Source organism: Photorhabdus sp. RM96S, from assembly GCF_042879335.1.
Classification (GTDB): Bacteria; Pseudomonadota; Gammaproteobacteria; order Enterobacterales; family Enterobacteriaceae; genus Photorhabdus; species Photorhabdus kayaii.
The window spans coordinates 12,954-33,168 of record NZ_JBHFKT010000042.1 but is presented as its reverse complement, the minus strand read 5'-3'; the positions used below and the strand labels follow the sequence as shown (position 1 = coordinate 33,168).

General features: G+C 45.2%; 27 protein-coding genes. 1 reads left to right on the top strand and 26 read right to left on the bottom strand.

The annotated features are described in order from the left end of the window. Positions 1–17: 17 nt before the first annotated feature. The 25 genes from ACGF49_RS20235 to ACGF49_RS20115 form a co-directional block, all read right to left on the bottom strand. Positions 18–617 (bottom strand): phage baseplate assembly protein V, encoded by a 600-nt coding sequence (locus ACGF49_RS20235; protein ID WP_046975943.1) that lies wholly within the window; start codon positions 615–617, stop codon positions 18–20. Next, positions 614–1,792 (bottom strand): phage late control D family protein, encoded by a 1,179-nt coding sequence (locus tag ACGF49_RS20230; protein WP_046975942.1) that lies wholly within the window; start codon positions 1,790–1,792, stop codon positions 614–616. Before ACGF49_RS20230 ends, ACGF49_RS20235 begins: the two co-directional genes overlap by 4 nt. Beyond that, entirely contained in the window at positions 1,780–1,992 is a 213-nt protein-coding gene (locus ACGF49_RS20225) for a tail protein X (RefSeq protein ID WP_046975941.1), read from the bottom strand. The genes ACGF49_RS20230 and ACGF49_RS20225 overlap by 13 nt, the downstream gene beginning before the upstream one ends. Before the next feature lie 2 nt (positions 1,993–1,994). Beyond that, positions 1,995–2,879 (bottom strand): phage tail protein, encoded by an 885-nt coding sequence (locus tag ACGF49_RS20220; protein WP_046975940.1) that lies wholly within the window; start codon positions 2,877–2,879, stop codon positions 1,995–1,997. Continuing rightward, complete coding sequence (locus ACGF49_RS20215; protein ID WP_387492472.1) at positions 2,879–5,431, bottom strand: phage tail tape measure protein; 2,553 nt, start codon at positions 5,429–5,431, stop codon at positions 2,879–2,881. The genes ACGF49_RS20220 and ACGF49_RS20215 overlap by 1 nt, the downstream gene beginning before the upstream one ends. Positions 5,432–5,434: 3 nt before the next feature. Next, complete coding sequence (locus ACGF49_RS20210) at positions 5,435–5,554, bottom strand: GpE family phage tail protein (RefSeq protein WP_105395088.1); 120 nt, start codon at positions 5,552–5,554, stop codon at positions 5,435–5,437. Further along, the gene (locus ACGF49_RS20205) at positions 5,514–5,840 is read right to left on the bottom strand and encodes a phage tail assembly protein (RefSeq protein ID WP_387492470.1); all 327 of its coding nucleotides are present in this window, start codon (positions 5,838–5,840) and stop codon (positions 5,514–5,516) included. The genes ACGF49_RS20210 and ACGF49_RS20205 overlap by 41 nt, the downstream gene beginning before the upstream one ends. A 257-nt stretch (positions 5,841–6,097) precedes the next feature. Beyond that, entirely contained in the window at positions 6,098–6,622 is a 525-nt protein-coding gene (locus ACGF49_RS20200) for a phage major tail tube protein (protein WP_387492466.1), read from the bottom strand. After that, positions 6,622–8,049 carry a phage tail sheath subtilisin-like domain-containing protein gene (locus ACGF49_RS20195; protein WP_387492463.1) on the bottom strand — a complete coding sequence of 476 codons (1,428 nt, stop codon included), beginning with the start codon at positions 8,047–8,049 and terminating at the stop codon, positions 6,622–6,624. Before ACGF49_RS20195 ends, ACGF49_RS20200 begins: the two co-directional genes overlap by 1 nt. 11 nt (positions 8,050–8,060) lie before the next feature. Further along, the gene (locus ACGF49_RS20190) at positions 8,061–8,252 is read right to left on the bottom strand and encodes a hypothetical protein (RefSeq protein ID WP_046975938.1); all 192 of its coding nucleotides are present in this window, start codon (positions 8,250–8,252) and stop codon (positions 8,061–8,063) included. Beyond that, a complete protein-coding gene (locus ACGF49_RS20185; protein ID WP_046975937.1) occupies positions 8,249–8,716 on the bottom strand; it encodes a Gp37 family protein in 468 nt (155 codons plus the stop codon). The genes ACGF49_RS20190 and ACGF49_RS20185 overlap by 4 nt, the downstream gene beginning before the upstream one ends. Continuing rightward, entirely contained in the window at positions 8,716–9,153 is a 438-nt protein-coding gene (locus ACGF49_RS20180) for a gp436 family protein (protein WP_387492459.1), read from the bottom strand. The genes ACGF49_RS20185 and ACGF49_RS20180 overlap by 1 nt, the downstream gene beginning before the upstream one ends. Position 9,154: 1 nt before the next feature. Further along, positions 9,155–9,505: a DUF2190 family protein gene (locus ACGF49_RS20175; protein ID WP_011147618.1), complete on the bottom strand. Its 351-nt coding sequence runs from the start codon at positions 9,503–9,505 to the stop codon at positions 9,155–9,157. 13 nt (positions 9,506–9,518) lie between these two features. Continuing rightward, positions 9,519–10,454 carry a hypothetical protein gene (locus ACGF49_RS20170; protein ID WP_113044100.1) on the bottom strand — a complete coding sequence of 312 codons (936 nt, stop codon included), beginning with the start codon at positions 10,452–10,454 and terminating at the stop codon, positions 9,519–9,521. 31 nt (positions 10,455–10,485) lie between these two features. After that, entirely contained in the window at positions 10,486–11,580 is a 1,095-nt protein-coding gene (locus ACGF49_RS20165; RefSeq protein WP_113044101.1) for a peptidase, read from the bottom strand. 203 nt (positions 11,581–11,783) lie between these two features. Next, positions 11,784–12,233, bottom strand: coding sequence for a phage virion morphogenesis protein (locus ACGF49_RS20160; protein ID WP_113044102.1), 450 nt, complete (start codon positions 12,231–12,233; stop codon positions 11,784–11,786). Further along, positions 12,226–13,056 (bottom strand): phage minor head protein, encoded by an 831-nt coding sequence (locus tag ACGF49_RS20155; RefSeq protein WP_113044103.1) that lies wholly within the window; start codon positions 13,054–13,056, stop codon positions 12,226–12,228. The genes ACGF49_RS20160 and ACGF49_RS20155 overlap by 8 nt, the downstream gene beginning before the upstream one ends. Further along, positions 13,037–14,530: a DUF935 domain-containing protein gene (locus ACGF49_RS20150; RefSeq protein ID WP_113044104.1), complete on the bottom strand. Its 1,494-nt coding sequence runs from the start codon at positions 14,528–14,530 to the stop codon at positions 13,037–13,039. The genes ACGF49_RS20155 and ACGF49_RS20150 overlap by 20 nt, the downstream gene beginning before the upstream one ends. Continuing rightward, positions 14,530–15,846 carry a terminase large subunit domain-containing protein gene (locus ACGF49_RS20145; RefSeq protein WP_113044105.1) on the bottom strand — a complete coding sequence of 439 codons (1,317 nt, stop codon included), beginning with the start codon at positions 15,844–15,846 and terminating at the stop codon, positions 14,530–14,532. Before ACGF49_RS20145 ends, ACGF49_RS20150 begins: the two co-directional genes overlap by 1 nt. After that, a complete protein-coding gene (locus tag ACGF49_RS20140; RefSeq protein ID WP_113044106.1) occupies positions 15,843–16,406 on the bottom strand; it encodes a DUF3486 family protein in 564 nt (187 codons plus the stop codon). The genes ACGF49_RS20145 and ACGF49_RS20140 overlap by 4 nt, the downstream gene beginning before the upstream one ends. Then, positions 16,406–16,717 carry a hypothetical protein gene (locus ACGF49_RS20135; protein WP_112896738.1) on the bottom strand — a complete coding sequence of 104 codons (312 nt, stop codon included), beginning with the start codon at positions 16,715–16,717 and terminating at the stop codon, positions 16,406–16,408. The genes ACGF49_RS20140 and ACGF49_RS20135 overlap by 1 nt, the downstream gene beginning before the upstream one ends. Then, positions 16,710–17,042 carry a hypothetical protein gene (locus ACGF49_RS20130; RefSeq protein WP_011147627.1) on the bottom strand — a complete coding sequence of 111 codons (333 nt, stop codon included), beginning with the start codon at positions 17,040–17,042 and terminating at the stop codon, positions 16,710–16,712. Before ACGF49_RS20130 ends, ACGF49_RS20135 begins: the two co-directional genes overlap by 8 nt. Continuing rightward, positions 17,039–17,662: a hypothetical protein gene (locus tag ACGF49_RS20125; RefSeq protein ID WP_271858936.1), complete on the bottom strand. Its 624-nt coding sequence runs from the start codon at positions 17,660–17,662 to the stop codon at positions 17,039–17,041. The genes ACGF49_RS20130 and ACGF49_RS20125 overlap by 4 nt, the downstream gene beginning before the upstream one ends. Beyond that, positions 17,652–18,269, bottom strand: a complete 618-nt coding sequence (locus ACGF49_RS20120) for a transglycosylase SLT domain-containing protein (RefSeq protein WP_262977555.1) — start codon at positions 18,267–18,269, stop codon at positions 17,652–17,654. The genes ACGF49_RS20125 and ACGF49_RS20120 overlap by 11 nt, the downstream gene beginning before the upstream one ends. A 2-nt stretch (positions 18,270–18,271) precedes the next feature. After that, positions 18,272–18,622 (bottom strand): putative holin, encoded by a 351-nt coding sequence (locus ACGF49_RS20115; protein WP_011147630.1) that lies wholly within the window; start codon positions 18,620–18,622, stop codon positions 18,272–18,274. A gap of 250 nt (positions 18,623–18,872) precedes the next feature. Here ACGF49_RS20115 and ACGF49_RS20110 point away from each other — a divergent pair, with 250 nt between their 5' ends. Next, a complete protein-coding gene (locus ACGF49_RS20110) occupies positions 18,873–19,643 on the top strand; it encodes a DNA adenine methylase (protein WP_262977554.1) in 771 nt (256 codons plus the stop codon). 47 nt (positions 19,644–19,690) lie between these two features. On the opposite strand, the gene ACGF49_RS20105 is transcribed toward ACGF49_RS20110, so the two are convergent. Beyond that, a complete protein-coding gene (locus ACGF49_RS20105; RefSeq protein WP_011147632.1) occupies positions 19,691–20,128 on the bottom strand; it encodes a hypothetical protein in 438 nt (145 codons plus the stop codon). Positions 20,129–20,215: the final 87 nt, after the last annotated feature.

The window sequence follows — 20,215 nt, the reverse complement described above, 5'->3', positions numbered from 1 at the left end:
AAAGATGTTTAAAGAAACTAATGAAGATGATGATTTGAGTTACTACCTTCATCCATGATGTTGCCCGTTGCATGGATGTTGCCATTAACGCTGACATTGCCCTGAATGGTCGCAGCAGCTCCATTACCACCAGAACCCGACAGTCCATTTTGATAAGTTAATTGACCTTTCACTAACATATTTCCGGTTACGATTGTTTCCGGCGCATCAATAGTTGCCTGCTGTGCATGAATAACAACATTGGCTCCCACCGCGATCTTAATGTGCTGAATGCCACCATTAATAGTCAGGGTGTGTGAGGTACGATCATAGTAAAAAGCTGCATCATCTGCATAAGTCATACCACGAACGTCTTTATTGTTAGTTGGTGGCGGTTTATCAATACTGGAATAGATAGCACCTAAAATAACACCATCTTCACCATTGGCATCCAATAGTACTTCAACCTGTTCTCCAACATCAGGCAACCAATAGTCCTTGTTATTCTGGGTATTACGCTGCAACACATTCAGCCAGTTAGTACGCATATTATCGCATTCAGGCAATCGTACGCGGGCACGAACAGTAGCAGGATCTACGGCGCTAATCGTGCCGACTTGACGAGTTACGCTGCTCATTTGGATTTCTCCTTGATTATCATGTCGGAAGAACCATCGGGCTTATAGACAACCAATTTCTGAGTCTTACCCTTTTTATCTTTCTTGGATCTACTTGATGTAACAGGGCCACGAGCAACTTCAAGTTCGGTTATATATCCGCTGTTGCGATCAAAAGAGTGGTGAGCTGAAGTAATTAACCATTGCCCAGATAACTTGCCAAATTCAATTAACTCAATTTTATTTCCGGCGGTTAGCTGAGGGGCACCCATCAATGAAAGTGAGCCGTTCTGCTGGTACTCATTATATGAATCCAGTGCTGATTTGGCCTTTATTTCAGCGTTATCCTTGTTAGCAGCTCGGCTGTTTACTTTTAAGGTATCTACGCTGGTTTCTTTACCACTACTCTTGCCTTTTGAATTGGACTGATGACTTACACTGGTCGGGCCATCAGCTTCATAGACAATCAACTTTTTATCATCAGCCTTTTGGTGTTTCACTTTGGCTTTTTTATAGACTTTATTAATCGTGTCCCGCAGCGAAAATTGAGCGACATCGCGAGGGTATAATTTTTTTATGGTTTTTTGGCTGCGCAAAGTAGCCAAGTGGGAGAAAATTAGCTGTTCACTGACAATCTTAACGGCATAACCATATTCATTGGCTAACCGCTTCAGGAACGCCACGTCAGTTTCTGAATATTGCGTCACCCTGTCAATCTTGATGATTTCGATACTACCGATCAGCTTTAACTGATGTTTCTTGGCGATGCGGTTAGCAATAGCTGCCAGAGTTGTATTCTCAAATCCACGGTTAGATTTGGTACGCAATGCCGTATTAATGGACGTTGCTACACCTCGGACAGATACAATAGAAGGAGGGATGCTGACTTCAATTTCATCAATATAGAATGAGCCACAATTCAGTAACCGTTCGCCGAAATAGCCCAACTTCAATGTTAATGTATCACCTTTGCCCGGATACCATTTATCCAGCCAGCGACCATCAGTATCATCCAACTCTACCTCTATTTCATCGGATTCGCTTTTGATGTTGTCGGTATAGCTGACACGAGTGACATAAGGAGTGATGTCATTTGTGATATCTTTTTGCAAATATCGTAACGTGAATGTCGGACTTAAAACCTCTGAGACACCCGTTATAGATGGTGTTTGCTTGGGATCAATTATCTCAGCCACGGTGGTGTATCCTCGGCAGTTACTACATTGTCAGCGTCAATGATAGGGATCAACAATACGACACCTGATGGCAATATAGGTGTAACTGCAACGTGCGGATTAGCAGCAATTATGCGAGCGTAACCTAAAGGGTCACCATAATAATAGTGAGCCAATAAATCCCATCTATCGCCATCTTTCGTTATGTGTTCAAGAAACATGATCAAAGTGCCCTTGTGGTAATTTGCGCTGCCATCTTACTGATCGCGGGTGATATTGATGTAAATGTTGAACTTGCCGATTCAAGTTGAGCTGATACAGAGTCCAATGCAGCCGCGATATTACGGCTATCTGCACGGCTTAATGACGATTGAGCATTGTTAACAAATGTTGCTGCTTGTCCCGTTGCTCTGGTCAATTGAATTGCATCTGGCAATGAGTTACCGAGTGATTGAAAAGCCGGATAGCTTTTCCCTAATGGCCCAACAATATTGTTGAGTCCGGTAAGAAGACCTGGTACGCGGGTTAACGCTACGGCCGGGTTGTCTTTCATCTTCTGTGCAATACGTACCGCACTGATAGTCGTTTGCAGTGCTGATTGTGCTTGTTTGGCATAATTCACGCCATCCCTGACTTTTTTAGCCATACCTGATGGTTTCGGTATTGCATTAGACAACGCCTTTGTATTCGGAACATGGGATTTAATGGCAGGTGGTTTCAGCGATTTTTTAGGATCACCGATATATTCACGTAATGTCACCGAGGCATTGAGGGCAAATACATTACCTACTGAATCCGTTTGTTCACTGGTGGCTGTCACATCAGTAATAACAAACCAGCCACGGTAATCACCATTTCCGAATACTAGCGCGAGTGCTTGATGTTTCCGCATTGCTTCACGCAGCCGATTCAATTCAACATCCGGCGCACAATAATGTTGATGAAAGACCAGACTAATTTGAATTTCATCCAGTTTCTCACCCACGAACTGCAAGCCGGGTTTACCTTGAATTCGTGCATGTTCGGCATAATCAACACCAAACGTTACATCAAAACCATCCCAATATGTGATAAGCTCAAATTCGATATCACCTAATACTGCAAACATTATCCGTACCTCCGGCGTTCTCTCTGAATAACAATACGTTCCAGCAGTTTTTCTAATTCACGCATACTCAGGTTTAAGGCTTGACTAATATCGGGTATAGCCGTTTGTTGTTTATCACCAATGTATATTTGCGGGGCGAAAGAGATAGAAAAACCGTTATTGTTGTTGCTGGCATCTTTATAACCTGTTCGTCTGACCGGATTGCCTGACATCATCTCAGGAGGTGAAATTTGTGGGACATCAGGGGTCATTCCCTCAGCTAGACGCTGAGTGGCACGAGCAGCTAACGGCGTAGTACGATCAATACCAACAACCGCACCTTGCACAATATTATCGCCAAATCCCATAAATATCCGACTGGGGGATTGAATACCCAACGCTTCTTTAAACCAGCTAGAAACTTTGCCACCAAAGTTTTTAATGGTGTCCTTAGCCGTGGTCAGCATATTAGAAATACCATTAACCAACCCATTAACCATATTTTTACCAAAATCAGTAAAATTATTGGGTATATCAATGCCAAACCATTTCATAACGTCAGCAAATGTTTTATAGAACAATCCCAATGGCGACCAATTTAAAATTAATTTACTGGCCTCAAATATTCCGCCATCAAACGCATTAGTAATGTCATTCCATCGAGCTGTAAACCAACCTTTGACGTTAGACCAAATATTTTTGATTCCCTGCCATCCCATTTGGAAAGCGAATTTCACTAAGACCCAAAGCCGTTTAAAGAAATTACTGATGGGCTTCCAATAGCGATAGATAAGATAAGCGGCCACTGCAATACCAATGATGATCAATCCGATAGGATTCATTAATAGTACGCGTCCAATCCACAAAATAGCTCTGCCAGCTACCATCAAGCCCTTATAGAGAGCACTACCAAGGGTTCTGCCCAACCAGAGAGCTGCTCCGGCTATTTTCCCCAAGATGTTTGCAACGACACTGAATCTGCCGCCACTACCGATAGCCATTCGAAACAGTAACCACCGAGTGCGCATTAACATTGCGCCTTTCCAGATATCAGTTATAGGGGAAAGCAAAATATTAAGACCTAATCTGACACCGATTGAAGCTGCTTTGAATGCCAAGAACCCGCCGACCAACGTGACAACATTGCTGATAAGTTCAGGATTAGCGGCCAGCCATTTTCCGGTCTTGTCCATCAATGGAATAAAGGTTTCAGCTAACTGTATTAATGCTGGACGCAGCGACTGACCAATGCTAATAGCCGAATCATTAAACTCAATTTGAGTACGCCGCCACTGTGCTTCTAAGGTATCGTTTTGTTTATCAAAGTCGGTATCAACAGATTTTTGAGCCGAATCAGTCCCCATGCCTGTTTTGATACGCTGATAATCTCCCCAACGTTGCCGCATGGACAAGAGATGGTTGACTGTCTGTACGTCGGTGAAAATAGAGGATAGCCCGAAGGATTCCATGAGCATACGCTGTGCATCTTCATCACCTCTGGCTCCCGCTTTTTTCCACTCTTTCATGAGATCAGCGCCTTTACTCTTGATAAAGCGGTCTGCGATCATGATTGAGGCTTCATATTGTGAGTACCCCGAAGAAACATATCTGCTCATTGAGGTTTGATAATCGACGTCAGCTTCAGCGTATCTTTTGGCAATATCACCACGTCCCATTGAAGCTAGCCAATTCCTCATATTGGTAGCTGCTTCACCTTCCGTTCCTGCGCCTTCACGGCCAACTTCCAAGCTGGCTATAATCTGTGAAACTGCCTCCTGACCATATATTCCCTTACCAGCAAATTGCTGCGCCATTTCTGGAAAGTATTGGGCGAGATCTTTTAATTCAAAACGACCCGATTTAGCACCGAAAACAGCTCGGTTAAAGGCTTCTTTGAGCGCTTGATCACCTTCAATTTTCAGGGACTCAAAGGACAGAGCCATTTTGGCTAAGTCATTAATATTAGCTTTAGATGCCGTGGCGACGCGGCCCAATAATCCACTCATATCAGTCGATTTCATGGGAGATTTTCCGGCGGCAACCAATGTACCAACACCTTCCAGCAGGGTTTCTTGTAATTGGTTTGTTTGCTTGGCGTTCTGGCGCAAGATGATTCCGATTTTTTGCTCTTCTTTCGGAGACAGATTGCCTGTGACAGCTATATCCCTTAATCCTGATTCAAAAGAGGCATACTTTGTTACGGACTGAACAACGGGAGAGGATATCGTGCGAGTTAATGCATAAGTTTCGGCTCCCTGTGCATATAGCGCCATACGATTCGCTTTGGCTGCATCACTCATGCTAGCAGCAGACTGTAAGCGCTGTTGCTGGCGGTTCAACTGTTCCAGCGTTCGACTGATGCGTTGTAGATCCGCATTCAAACTCTGGGCACTGCGGGAACCAAGTTGACCGTAACGTTCAATAGCACGGTTTAATGCCTGCTGTCGGTTCTCCAGTCGGCGAGTCGTTTCTCCCAGTGTTCCTAGAGTACGGCGTGTACCAGACATGGCAGAACTGAACGCACTACTAATGGCTCCACCAATAATGACACCAATGGAAAATTCTGTTGACACGAATTAACTGCCTCCATTCTCGCGTTTGATTTGAGTGTTGGCCTCATTCAACCAACATTCAAATTCATCCAGCGCCAGATTATCAATCTCGCTCGGCTGGAACCGGAACCATCGTGCCAACATCGCCGATGCTTGCCACACTGTTTTTATTTCCCTGATCCAATCCGATAACTTGCTGAAATCGTTTCTGTAGTGCCAGATAATCAGCGGCATCCATCTGTTCGATATCTTCTGGTAACAATCCTGTCGAACGTGCTATCAAAATATCATCCCAGTCAGTAGGATTTTCGCTGGCTCGCCGGGCAGCCTTGATATCTTTAACTTTCAAACGTGATAACTGAAGCTCTTCAATGCGAACGCCAGCAGCTGTGGTATAGGGAAATTGAAGATGGTAAGTCGTGGTTGACATGATGATACTCCTCTGTAAGTTTCATTCAGTATCATTCATGTATGGAAACGGAAATATTAAAGGGGATTAAAGAAGAAAGGGGCTGATGCCCCTGTCATTAGTGAGTGCGAAAGCCTTTACAGTTACGGAAAAAGTCTATCAGATATTCTTTCCCTTTCGCTGCACCGATATCGGAAAACCAACCTTCCGGAGGAGTCCACTTATCAATCAAGTTGGCAAGCTTTCTGGCTTTGGCGCGAGTGCAGTCATGATTTAGTTTAACCTCCAATATTGATGCGATAATCGGTCAGTTGATCAATGCCGCCAACACGGAAGATATTGGCCAGATAATCCAGTTCTAACAGCTCCTCACCATCCAGTACCTGCTTAATATAGGTACTGGTAAAGCTACTGGAAAAATCAGCATTTTCATGTTGCTTAAATGTGCCCAGCGGATTCTTCTTAAATAAAATGGTCAGATATGTCACCAATGGCACTTCATCAATGCGCCCCTGTGAACTGAATTTCTGGACGCTGGAACGGCACTGCAATGCCAGAGATTTATAGGGATTGGCAGCAGATAACATGGCGTCACGGTAGAAACTGTTCCACTTGATCTCGCCTTCCAGTTTATCGAAGCCTGCCGGTAGCTCCACTTTACCGACCATCCCCAGCGCCTTATGCTCCTGCATGGTCATGGAAACGTCTGGCAGTTTCACTTCTTCAGCACGTCCCAACAGGTTATTGCCGTTAATATAAATATTGGCGTTGGTGATGCGGTTAATCTCTATTTTTCCGGCCATTAATTATTTCCCTTTAAGTTCAGCAAATATTCAGAGGTAATTTCGGTCTCAAATGTCAGCCGTTCCAGTGGTGGTGGCGGTGTGTACTTATAACTGAGTAACAGATGACCTAATGTCAGCTCCGTTTCTTCGTTATGGGTCGGATCAAACCAACATTTGAATCCCAACAAAGCACCATCGGCAATCAATTTACGACCATAGGCATTCACAGATTCTGTCAGGGCATCTATCAGCGCTGGTGTGATCGGCATATCGATATATTGCTGGCTGAAGTAACGCAGGGATTCATTAATCACGTCTCCCGTTCTGCGCACGTTCTCGAAGTTACGCATGTGTGTCACAGTTGGCCATGCGGCGGTACGGTTGCCCCATAAGCGCAAACCAGAGCCATAATTATTGAACACTGTAGTAATGCCTTGTTCATTGAGCAGGTTCACTTCACTTTGTGGATCGTCAATCATGGCGGATAGCTGACGTTCAATACCCGTGATCCCCATAATTTCTTGATTAGAGGATGACCACCAAAAACCTTTGTCTGCATCAATCTTGGCACGCAGCCCTGCCGCACGAGATGACAATGGTTCCAAACGCTCGCTATTGCCTTCCGCATCATAGACTTTGACGTGTGGGTAACACAGCCGGACACGATCAGAACTGGTATTAAAATTGATTGTGCCAGACGAGCCGCGGCCACTGATAGCCTGAACAAAAGTGGTACCTATCGGGGCATCAATATAAGTCATGGCACCCAATTTAGTTGCAAGGGCAATCAGTTCTGTCGTCACACTTAGCTGGGTACAGTAAACAGGAGCCAGCAAGATCTTGGCAAAGAATCCATACAGGTTATAAGTATCATTCAGTAACTTCATACCTGTACGGTTACCCGCTGCACTGATGCTGCCAATAATGTCAGCAGGCGTCACTAATGTAGGGTCGGCAAAGTCATAGCTGGCAATCACGGTTGCGCCAGCAGCAATGTTTTTACCGATATTCTTGAGGCTGCCTGTTTGAGCATCCAGAGAATAATCTTGCCCTTCTACATAAGGTGCACTACCAGAGGTGGCTTTTAGCAAGACATTACTGACCACGGGATTAACCAATTTCGCTGTTCCTGTGGTTTTATCAAAGATAATGCTTTCACTGGCAACATTAGTTTTATGCACCTCAGGATCAAGAACATTAATGACCAGCACAGTTCCCGCACCATGATCATAAATAGCATCTAGTGCTTGTGGGATGGTAAAACCATTCATTTGAGCACCAAATTGAGCTGAATCTTTTTCTGACAGACAAAGTGTCACTGCATTTACTGGCCCTATCGGCGCAGTACCAATTAAGCCGATCACGGCGGATTTCACTGTCTTGACAGGACGTGAGCCTTTTTCGACTTCGATAGTTTCGACGCCATGCAAATAATTAGCGGCCATCAGTGACCTCCTCAGACTTTTCTTTTTTCTTCAGGATATTTTTTTGCTGTATCTGACAGTGGATGAAGATATTGCAGCGCGATCAATGTCTTCACATAATCATGCTGCTCCGGTAAATCAACAGTTTTTCCTGACCAGAGCAAGACTTCAGTGCCATCAGCTAAAGTGACGCCGCTTGCTGGGCCTGTATAGAGGTATTTCATTGTTCAGTTCCCTCATAATTGATTTGAGCTAACAGCGGACCATCCGGTAACTCACTGTCTTCGATAAATACACTTTCAGTCGCAAAATCCAGCGTGTATTGCCACAAGCCAGCTATCTCACCGAGAAATGTATCCCGTACCAGCCAACATTTACGTTGGCAGTTCGGTGGTTGGAATCCACCGAGAACCCGGCGTACATCATCCAATGTGGCAACGGCACCGTGACGTCCATTAAGCTGACGAAAAACAATGGTGGCATTGAGCATGACAGTTTGTGTCTGCAATACCGTCCCAACATCTTCAGGCTTGTCGAAGCGAGAGCCGGGATAGCTGATTAAAATGGCTCCTACCGGATGGTTCAGCCTGAATTCAGTTGGTCTTTCAGGGAAATACTCCACCTGTAAGCCAGGTAGTTTTTCTCTTAGCCTCATGACAATGGCATCAATGATCGGCGAAACATCCATCAGTATTTCTCCAACATTCCTTTACTCCCCCCAAAGGTGGGACGACGCGCCCGAACACGAAACTCCCCCGATTCAGGGGCATCTTTTCCTGTGGAAAGCAGGCCCAGTGTCAGTTTGGCATCTCGGATGTCAGCCAGTTGGCGCAAAACAATTTTGTAATCATCTATCACGGCTTCAGGAATAGAACCCTCTGGACGGCGGGCATACAGCCGATAGCGTGTTAACGTAATGGCGGCATCACGTAATACCGTGGGAACTTCCGCCAGAGGCAGGATATAACGCCCACGTAAATGGGCATCGATGAGTTCATCAGCATAGCGGATGGCACTGTTAACCACAGGCTCATTGATCGTCTGAGCATTAGGTTCTTCGTTAGACAGCCATATCAATGATTGAGTTGGTATCTGCTCTTGCAAATCTTTCAGTGAGCAATACATGTCATATGCCACGTAAGATGCGAATGATATTACCTGCCGCTGTGGCATCATCCAGCGCAAACCCGACAGATGTTCCGGCAGCATTTTCAGCCGAACTCAGTGGTACCACACAGGCATCCTTATCCGACTGTACGACTTGCCCACGGGTTATTGGCCCACCAGCTTCAACAGCAATAATGCCCAATACATTAACAGGAACGACATCTCCAGCCTTCGCATCCACCTCTGCTATACCAAGTGCAACGGCTCCAGCCTGACACGGTGCATTATCAGTACTAACTAAACGATGCTGGATGATGTTCGCACTGGCGATAATTGTTGTCGTCAATACGGATTGTTGTGTTACTGCCATGATGATGTCTCCCTTACTTCACAATATTGGTAATCAGATAGCCGGCATCACCGCCAACAACCGCAACTTTATAAATATCGGTATAACGACAGTAATTGACCTTACCGCCCACACCTTCATATTTATCCGCTACAGGCATCCCTTTGCGGCGAAATGTATAGCCAAAGGAGGGTTCATATTCATCAGCGCTTTCTGCTCCTGCCTGCGGAGGTGATACGTAATGCAACATCAAATTATCAGCCCAGATATCAACGGGATTTTCTTTAATACTTGGGGTAGAAACAGGTTCACCAACGACAACGTTTTGGATTTGGAAAAGGTCTTTGAGTATTTCTATTGTGATACGTTTACGTTCGTTGGCTCCAATAGCTGCCTGAATTTCAGGATGAAATTTTAACAGTGACATCACGCTAGCCCCCATTGTCATGAGGTTTGGACGTACACCAATGGCAGTACGAACAACATCAACTCCAGCTTCAATGACTTTGATTGGATTACCTTTGCCACCAGCCCAACGTTCATTAGCTGTCAGATTCTTCACCGAGTCATTAAGATAAACTTCAGGGTCTTGTGCCAATCGAGCGGCATACAGTTCACGCTTGAGATTCACGCCATTGGTGGAACGACGGATTGCCTTTGCTTCTTCATTAAATAAAGATTCCGATTTCTCACGATAATCAACAGGTGCAGCTAGATCATGTTCGTTGAGCACGATATCTAACGAAGAGCCTTTCTCACGGATCAAAACGTTACTGTTGGCACCAACGGCACGCGTGGTGTCATATTCCACAAAAGCACTTTTGCCAAATGTCGGCACACTAGCACCTTCTTTCTCCATTTCGACGACGGGGAAAAGATGTTCGCCGATGAATGCCGCATTTTTATAACCACGAGCAACACTGGTTAGCACAGGATCAACAATACGTTTGCCTTTCAAATAATCAGACATTTATTTCTCCTCAATAATTACGTCCCTAGTGTTACAGGCAGCGGGTAACGGCTACGTCGTAACTGATGCCTTCTTTCTTCACCAGAGCGACGGCTTTTTGATGCAACGCCAGACGTTCAGGATCTGCATCAGAAAACTCAGCAATATCTGATGATGTGTTTTGGTCTACCCGGTCTTTTGTTGCATGTTCACCAAAATCAATAACAGGCTGGACAGAACTCAGCAGATCTTTAAACGCAGTAGCCAATGGTTTTTTCACATCACCTTCAGCAAACTCGACAGGGGAATCTCCTTGGGTTACAGCGTCCAGCAAGGCGATCACGATAGATTGAGCAGCTGGCGCCAATTTGCCGTCTGTGATCAGCTTTTCGGCAAATGCCACGTTTCCGGCATGTTGCTCAGTTTGTTTGCGCTTTGCGTCGGCAGCATCACGGGCAGTAAGCTGTTCTTTCAGGCGAGTGTTTTCATCTTTGAGCGCCTTTTTTTCTTCATTTGTCACGATGTTTTCCTCATGTTGATGTGTGTTATTGGGTTCATGAAAGGCAGGAGCAGGCTGAGCCGTGCTATAAGCTTCTTCACGTAATGAATCTACCTGCCAAGAAGGAAGCGCTTTGTCTGCTTCATCCATACCGAATTTACTAATCAAAAATTCTCGCAAACGCCCCCAAAGTGAGGCGTTGGTGATATCACTCCAATCAGAGAACTCCACAACACCATATTCTTGTTCGCTGAATTCAACTTGTTTCAATCCTTTAATGGCGGGTGGCTGCGCACCCAAAAAGCCGACATGACGCAAATAGAGCACGCCGGGTTTGGGGTTGTTTGGGGAATCAGGTAAATAGAAAGAAGCAGAAATTTTTTTATAGCGGCCTGCATCGATCAATTCAGCGAACTGAACATCAACCTGTTGAGGCTCCGCAATTAAGTCATCACCGGAAGACGTTAGCGATTTAACCCAACCATAGGCGGGCAAATTGTCTTTTGGATGCCCAATCACAATCGGTGCTTCATGCAACGATGAGTCATAAGCGTTTGCACAAGCTTGCAAATCTGCGGGGCTGAACGGCAATTGTTTGCCATTCATATCGGTATGTGTACCGGATTTGAAAATGTGAAGTGACTTCATTTCACTGCCTCTATTACGTTAATAGAGGCAGTTTCTCCATAATCAGAAAAAACTACTTTTAATCTGCTTTAGAAAAGACTTCGGAAGGAAATAAAAAAGTGGAGAACTGTATGCAATTAGATACCGAAAATTTGAGTCTGTAAACGCTTTATAAAGTTTTTTGCGGATGACAATGATAAATCACCCGCATAGTGAGGCAACGTTTAACGGTGTGCCGCTGATTCAAGATGTCGTTGAATGGTATTTAATACGGCTCTTTCTGCTTCTGGTGATAATTCGCCTTGTTCTGTTACGGGCAGATAAGGCCGGGCTGGTAACAATACAGATTGATCGCGGCCAGTTTTACCTCCCAATTGATGAATACGCCCGTAGACTAAGTTTGTACCGACAATTGCCGTGTGAGCATCATATCGGGTACTGACTGAACGCATCAAACGAGCAGTTTTTTGCAGTGTCTGACCACCACGTTCTTTTGCCGCTACTGAGGGTATCCATGCCGGGCGTCCTTCGGCTTCAAAGTTAAAAGCGGTTTCTGCTGACAATGTTCCAGCAATTTTACGCATGGCAAGTGTCAGATCATTAGTAGCCAATTCTAACGCCCGCAGTCCACGTCTTAGGTCTCCATCATTAATGGTGATAGTGATATTACTCATTCTGTCTTCCCAGTTCGCGACGGGCCAGTCCAGATAGCTCCCCATGATATCTGGATAAATCGGGACGATATGCTGCCCCCGGCGAATATGACCAACCTACATCAGTCGCTACTTTTGTTATGCCGGTATTGAATGTAGCAACAGGCTGCATCTCACCTGTTTTTTGTGAAACCAATTTCAACTCCCAGCCCATTGCTTTACCTGAATGCATAACTTTCACCCCTCTGGCACGAACATCATCATGACTGAGGGTAATCACACTGCAACGGCAACGCCAACCATTGGGAGGATAGAAGGCTTGCCAAAAAGGGTCGTCAGAGCGAAATACCAAACCATGCAATGCGAGATGGCTCTTGCGTGTATGGTTATCGTTGATCCCTGTATACATCCAGTACGGTCGGTCATCAATATTTTCCATTTGTTCGGCCCAACGGCCTGCACTGTACAGCACCGACATGTTGGTACGAAAGATAGTCTCAAGGCGCCACGGGCTACCTTGCTGAACAGTGACACGTTCCCCTGTAACGGGGTCATCGGTTTCTTTCGTTCCCCACCACCCCTTACGTCTTAATGTTGGCTCCAGCTCCTGACGAAACCAACGATCAGTCTTGCCTTCATCCAGTGCCTGCTGTAGCGCCTGGCGAATATCTTCCAGAATATCCAGACGCGTGACTTTCGCCACCGTGAATGCACGGGCATGAGTCTCTTGCCAAAGTTCTTCCCAATCCCACGTTATCTTGTAGCCCTTAGATTGCAGATAACCAATGGCTCGCTTGGGAGGTAATGTCATGCAATACGCCAGTTCAGGCGTGGTTATGCTCATGCAAGCGCCCCCAGATGTTAGACACAAACAAAACCCGTGCTAGCTGCTCTTGCAAACCCTCTGCGTCCATGTGTGGATAAAGCTCGGCTAACTCTCCTGTTAGATCGCTGGGATTAACACCGTTTTGAACACGATAGAACAAAGGAAGCAGCAGAGATTCCAATGATTCATTCAATGATCCTTCATTCATCAAAATATCCAGTGCTTCATCTAAGGTGTCTTGTGCTGCTAAATCTGCGTGAACAGCTTCAGAGAACGCCAGTGGGAGTGGTGGAATAGGCGTGGTTGACAAGGTTGTTTCATCAATATCCCCATCCTGCAATTGATATTCGCGTTTCCAGTATTGCGGAGTAAATCTGACACCAGCCTGACTCAACTTAACATCACGATTAGCCTGTGTTTCATCTACCGATTGCTGTTCCCAAAGACGATAGACCGGACATTCAACGTTACCGAAGTTCAGTTCTACAACCCAGCGTATAGCCTGATTGATGGCACTGGTGATAACGTCAGCATCAGCATCACGAATATCATCCGTTACCTCCAATCCCGCTTGTGCAGAGGCTTTATTGCTGTTTGCTTCGGTTGTTTGGTTTTGTCCCAGTAACGCAATAGAGATCTCACTGCGAGCAACGGTAATTAAGTTCTGGTAAATATCACTGCTGTCTGATTTACCTGCTGCCTCTTTAATCTCAACGGAGGAATCATCAGGAATGGCGGCAACTGCATCATCAATCATCGCTTCCATCGAATCCAATAACAGATCAATTTCACTTTGTGGCGTACCTCGTGGATGTTTTCCAATCACCCACGGTGAACCATACTTCTCAGCAAAGCGTACCCAAAACTTCATGCCGCCTTTCTTAAAGGTGACGGGCCAGAAGCACATGGATAAATCTGGAAATCCATAAGGGTTGTCATAAGTAGCATCTTGACGTGGTGTTACAAATTTATAGAGAGGAACCCGTTCTCCTTCTACGCCTGCATCACGGGCACGAAAACGCAGTTGGTTATCACGGTCATAGTGGAACCAATCAGGCGGTTTGCTAACAATATCCGTCACTGACCATGATTGATTCTGGTTCCACATCAATTCACAAGGCTGATAGCCGTATAGAACAGCGTCATGCATTTCGCCAATGATACGTGACATATCCAAGTCCGCGAGCATGTCACGGATAAAGTTAAAGACTCGCACAGGGGCATTACTACGTTCTACACCACGCTCCAGTGCTTTCACTCCGGCCTTGCGGCGGCGAATACATCCACCAACTAAAGGATCAGTACGTAATTCACGATAGACACGAATATCCCGCCCTTGGGCTTTGAGAATAGTATCAGGGTTAGGTAGATATGTGCCCAGACTGTAGAAGTCAATGGAACGGCTACGCGATGCAATTTGTTCAGTGAATGACTGCTTTGATTCGGAAAAGTTAATAAATTCTGTTGGTGAAACCCAGATACCACGAGCCATTAGTATCCTCCCAACAATTGAGCACTCAGACGTTGACGACGGGATGAAATGGTGACAGGGCCTGATGGGCCATCTGACGCATTCACAGCCAAAAATCCTGCCCATGCTCGGTCAGCATGACCTGCTGTATCACTGTCAGCGACAAAACGAGGTGCGCCTGTCGGCCCTAAAATTTTCTGTAATTTATGCAAGTCTGCCCGCAAGGGTTGATCGCCACGAGGAATGCGAATTTGTTTGTCTTCAAACACCTCTTTACCCCTAGTTGCCAGTGTCAGTTTGTTGTTACTGGTAAAAATAACGCCTTCTACACGGCTGTTACCATGCCGCCGTTTGGCATCTTCGACGGGCTTTTCGCCCATCCCAGTCTGATCCATACAGCAACGCAAGACGCGATAACGGAAGAAAACATCATCTAGCAGGGCATCCTGTTCAGCGAATGTTGCCCGTTTGCGAGTCATAATTTCACGAGTCCAGTAGACATCGCCAACTTGTTCCAATACCCAAATAACGAATAAGTCATTGCGGATACCAATATCAACGCCAACAAAACAGGGGCCTCCCAGATAATGTTCTGGCAGCCCAGCCAAGTCATTCTCTACACCATCAATCAGCTCATAAGAAAGCCATGCACTGGCTTCATCCAACCATTTCAGTTCAAATTCTTGTGCCCAGGCATCTTCATCATTAAGGGCTGTCCGCATTTCCTGAATGTTCCGTGGCAAGCCGTCTTGTACAGCCTTATGTATATCGACAATGTGCCGTGACCAAATCTGTTCCAATGACTTGTCAGTCATTAGTTCATAGAATTTATTGCCTTTACCATTGGGGGTTGATGTCACTCGTAAATTGTAGCCGTTGGAAATGACAGGAAACAAAGCCGTCCAAATCTTGCGGCTGTCGAGATGAAAGGCGAACTCATCCAAAAAGACATTGGATGCGAATCCGCGAGCCGTGTCTGGATTGGCAGGCAAGGCCGTGATTCTGGAGCCGCCCGGCAATTCAGCTTCCAACATGGTATAGCGTTCTCCTGAAGCCCCTTTGAAATAGCCTTCAATCTCACGGGCCACCATGTTGTAGGCTTGGCAGTGTTTTTTCACGCCTTCTTCTATCGCTTCTCTGGCCTGACGCTCCCCTCTGGAGAGGATCACCCAACGTGTACGGCCACCTGTTGCCTCAACTTCGAAACAATCATCAGTCAGTTCCAGTGTTGTGGTAAATGTTTTCCCCGTCTGACGAGCAAACTTACCTATCTTGAAACGGGAACGATCTAGAAACCATGTGCGCTGGTACTTGTAAAGTTGAATGGCTGCACTCATTTGACAATCCCATAAATCTCTTCCCGGACACGGCGCAAAGTTTCAATACTCATGCGACCACCATTATTGGTATTATTGGTATTGGCTTCTTTCTCCAGTGCTTCCATTTTGTCAGCGATTTTCTGGCGCAGGTCAGACTGATATTTCTTCAGGTTGATGCTGGCCCTACTTAAAGTAGCAACATTTTTGGCGACCTTAGATAGCAGGGTAACTCGTTCTGCTGGGTCTACTTCCTTCTCATCAGCTTCCTGCAATTTAACGATGTGCTCAAAGATTTCGGTTTGAATCAGAGCGATCACAGCCTCAGAACGTGCATCTTGATCATCCACGGCACCTTCTGTGAGCATCCGTGCTGCTTCTGTTGCTGCCCGTATTGCACCGTATCGCTTTTCTATTTTTTGTCCATAACGGTGAATAGCAGACTTACTGATTACATAACCTTGATCACGCAGCAAGGTTTCGAGTTCCTGGTATCCACTAAATCCTGATTCAGTCAAAGCCCGTTCCAACCAACGCCGAACGTCTTCAGGGAGTTTATCGATAGTGCTTCGACGCGCCATTATTCACTCCAGTACTTTTCAGGACGAGCAATACCAAGACCACATTCGACCGTATATTCAACAACATCAACACCAATACGAGTTAAGTCAGCAAACCAGCTACCCGATGGCTGTTTATTGAGGTCAATTAATTTACGGTCTGCCAGATAATCCAATTCCTTCCGTAATTCCAATGCAGTGACGTCAGGATAAATCGCGCGAGATATATCCAATAACAGCGTTTCACTGGCGGTATATGGGCGGGTTTTATTCAGTGCGACCAATAGACTCCAGCGCAATGATTCACGACGAACACGAGCAACATCAATCATTTTTACCTCCGGCAATTCGGTGCTGCTGCACCATCTCTAATTTGCTGTAAAGCGCATCCAGCTTGGCTTCAATTACTGTTTGACCACGAATATAATCTTCACGGCGCACGTAATTCAGCGGCAAGTCAGCCTTAAACTGCATAAACTCACGTTCGAGCTGAGACCAATTGTCTACGGAATTTTTAAGCGCCTGCTCTAACGAGGCGTGTCTTTCCTCCTGTCGCTCTTCGGCTTTGCTGAATAACCACTTTGCGATACCAAAAACGAAACCAAGGAAAGAGAGCAGAAAACCTACGGCAGCCCAAAATTCAATCTGTAGTGTCATTGTTGTAATCCTTCGATGTAATCCAGCAGGCCATTGACCTGCGCTTTCAATGCAAGACACTGTTCTCCGTTGTCGATGATATTGGCAAGGATATCTCGTTGTGTGATACCAGATGGCCGTAGTTGGGCATCAGAGCTTTCATTTCCACGGAACGTTTCATCAGCGCCGGAGGTAACGGAGGCAGAGCGAGTTTGTTCACTGGACAGGCCGAGGGCGGCGTTGTATTGCTGCATGAAGCCACGAGTAAACACACAATTAACAGGATGAAACTGTTGTTTTTCATCCATCCAACTCTGGGTAACATGGTCAATTTTCCTCTTCAGTTGTTGGTTCTGAGTGCGGAGTTGTTCAATATCGTTGAGATAATTGGCTTCTGCCTGATGCGCTGAGTTGACCTGCATTTGGTAACGTTGCTGCAAGGCATTGAGTACTGACAGTTCCCGCTCTGTCCGTTGCTTTTCCAACAGAAGAAATTCGGTTTTCTGCTGTGCTAATGCAGTGTTTCCTGTCTCCGTTGCTTTCTGAAAGCCTATGGTATGGCCTCTCCAGTGAGCCAAAGCGAACATACCAATTAGCAACAAAATCAATACAACAGGTTTAGCCCATAATTTAATTGGCACAGCTGGTACCTCCCCAAGCCAAATAACGGGGCGCGAGTTCCAGTAATATGCGTTTGGAATAATGTCGATTTTCTTTCCATGCTGACGCTCTACGTCCAGCATTCTGAGATTCAACATGGCCGAACCAGACCCACGGATTGAGACCAACTACCTCGGTTTTCTTCTTATCCCGTAGTAACCAGCCTAAGCCCCCATTATAGGAAGACAGCACCATCGCCATTCTTTGGCACTTATCGACAGCTTTAATGCGTAGCCATAGCCAATGATCATAGTGAACCATCGCCCGCATAGACCAAGTTGGATTGAATGGTTCTTTATTAGATAATTCAGGGATACGTTGACTGATCCAGTTTGCGGTTGCAGGCATGAATTGAGCCATGCCCTGAGCACCGACAGGAGAAACTGCCCATGATTTCCAACCACTCTCCTGATGCAACTGAGCGGCAAAATCAGCTACAGGCGCATTCAATCCCCAGATCACACGAGAAGCACGTATTAAGTCATTGCGGTATTGCCGCGAACGGTGTGGCAGTTCGTCAGCCAATGCTAGGCTGACCATACCACTACACCACAACAAAACAATTCCGATAATCTGCCGCCAATTCATAATCACAACCCTGTAGCTACGCTCAGACAGGTAGCGGCAACAATCAGTGCACGGCGTATCAGAACGGCAGCAAATACCATATGGTAGCCAGTCTGAACGGGATATTTTCCTTCTTTCATGAGTATTTCATCATATTTCAGATACTGACCGGGCCTTGCTTTCGGGAATAAACTGCGGTCTAGCCAGTACCCCAAGACAACAGCCAGAGCAATAAGCGACAATTTGTAGATCACGACAGGGACTTGTTGAGGGGAAACTAAACCGATAGTGATCAGCAATAGAACAGCTGTTAACAACCAGCCACCGAGGCGTAATTTTTTGATAAGTGATACAAACGATTTGAAAGTTTTCACTGAACTGTCTCCGTAGTTGTTGATGGAAACAGTTTTGCCAATGTATCGGGAAAAGGATTTTAAAGGGCGTTAAGAGCGCATCAGAAAAGTAAAAGACAGGATAAGAGCGACCTGCCTAACACTCGAATACTGGGTAGGCTATCAACTCACAGGTATGTACTGTGAGTCAACCGAGGCTCTTTCCGCTATTGATTATTGATGACCGGGAAAGCCTAACTCATTTTCAGCTAATGGAAAAGGCTTACGGATAATGAAAGAACAATCTTTACCTATCGTTCCGTGGATTGGTGGTAAACGCCGATTAGCAAAACATATTTTACCGTTATTTCCTGAGCATACCTGTTATGTCGAACCGTTCTGTGGTGCTGCCGCGCTGTATTTCCTAAAAGTACCGAGCAAATGTGAAGTGATTAATGATCTTAATGGTGAGTTGGTGAATCTTTATCGCGTAATAAAACATCACTTGGAAGAGTTTGTCCGGCAATTTAAATGGGCATTGGTCAGTCGTCAAATTTATAAATGGTTGCAGATTACCCCCGAAGAAACGCTAACCGATATTCAGAGAGCAGCACGTTTTTACTATCTCCAAAAGCAGGCGTTTAGCGGTAAGGTTGCTGAACATACTTTCGGTACTTCCACCACCAGCCCACCGCGATTTAATTTACTCAGAATAGAAGAAGAGCTATCAATGGCTCACCTACGACTAGCAAGAACGATCATTGAAAATATGGACTGGGCACAATGCGTCCAACGGTACGACAGGCCACATACGCTGTTTTACTGTGATCCACCGTATTGGGGGACCGAAGGATATGGCATAGATTTCGGACTTGAGAACTATGATCTATTAGCAGAACTAGCACATACCATCCGAGGGGAAATGGTAATTTCGGTGAACGATATTCCAGAAATGCGTAAGGCATTCAAAGGATTAAAAATGCAAGTAGTCAATATCGGTTACAACTTGAAAGTTACGGGGAAAGCTAAACAGAGTAAAGAGCTGATTATTTGTAATTTCTAATAACCGAGAATGGCAAGGCAATATATTTGCTTTGCCATTTTTTACCTTTAACCTAAGCCAATAGAACGGGATACAAACTGTAAACCTATTCCGAGAGTTTGGCTAATTAAAGACCTTAATGCTTCTTTACTTTCAGTCTTCAGTGTTTCCTTAATACGATCACCTAATGGGGTTTCTAAGCTGTCAGGGATTACTTTAAGAACTTCTAAACCTTCAGCCGTTAATACGGCTCTATGACAACCTTCAGAGCTCATAGTCCCTGCCAAATAACCATTCGTTATGAGCCAATCCACTGTATCCAGAAAAAATCTATGATCTTCTACTGTAGTACAAAGTTCGTCAGAGTATGTTCCATCAGAATATTGAAGGGGTTCACCGATTACCTCTATAGATAAAAGATCTATCTTTAAAGGAAATGACTCATATAGTTTCCCAAATATAATACCTACAATTTCATTAAACTTTTCTATGTTTGTAGTAGACATAAATATCCTATTTGTTTCTAAAGTTTCAATTTCAATGTTCCACCAGGTACATTCTGTTGATCTAAACAAACAGATTGGCAAGCTGAT